Here is an 887-nt window from a genome sequence, read left to right as displayed (position 1 = left end):
TGGGGCGGGGTAGGCCGAGGTAAAACCTATTTAATGGACGCCTTTTTTGATGCCTTACCTACTGACAGAAAAATGCGCGTGCACTTTCACCGCTTTATGTATCGGGTACATGACGAGTTAAAGCGTTTGGGGGAGGTAGAAAATCCTCTCTCCAAAGTTGCCGACTTATTTAAACAAGAAGCAGATATTGTTTGTTTTGACGAGTTCTTTGTGTCTGACATAACTGATGCCATGATTCTTGCCACATTGTTGCAAGAAATGTTTAAGCGTCAGATGGTGCTGGTGGCGACGTCAAACATCGAACCACAAAATTTGTATCGTAATGGCTTACAGCGAGCTCGTTTCCTTCCTGCTATTGATATGATTTTGGCGCGTTGCCATGTACTAAATGTGGATAGTGGTGTCGATTATCGTCTGAGGACGTTGGAACAAGCCGAAATCTACCATTATCCATTGGATGAGCAGGCTTCTATTAATTTAAATACCTATTATCAGCAGCTTACGGCTGAGCGTAAAAGTGTTGCTCATAAAATCGACATTAATCATCGACAGATTAACGTGATTGAAGCCAGTGATGGGGTGTTACATGCTTCTTTTGAGCAGTTGTGCCAAACCGCTCGAAGTCAAAACGATTACATTGAACTCTCACGTATTTATCACACGGTTTTACTGGCCGATGTGCGTCAGATGAATCGTAAAATTGATGATGCTGCGAGGCGTTTTATTGCTTTAGTCGACGAGTTTTATGAGCGTAACGTAAAACTGATTATTTCAGCGGAAGTCGAGATGGATGCCTTATATAGCGAAGGACAACTGGAATTTGAGTTCAAGCGTTGTGTATCGCGTTTAACCGAGATGCAGAGTCATGAGTATCTTGCTCGCGAGCA

General features: G+C 43.0%; 1 protein-coding gene. It reads left to right on the top strand.

Translation table 11 applies throughout. The features are described from left to right. A partial coding sequence (zapE, locus tag R7Z47_RS24260; protein ID WP_318130691.1) for a cell division protein ZapE occupies positions 1–887 on the top strand: 887 nt, incomplete at both ends.

The organism is Vibrio sp. 1641, from assembly GCF_033339995.1.
Classification (GTDB): domain Bacteria; phylum Pseudomonadota; class Gammaproteobacteria; order Enterobacterales; family Vibrionaceae; genus Vibrio; species Vibrio alginolyticus.
This window is presented reverse-complemented; position numbering and strand designations above follow the sequence as displayed.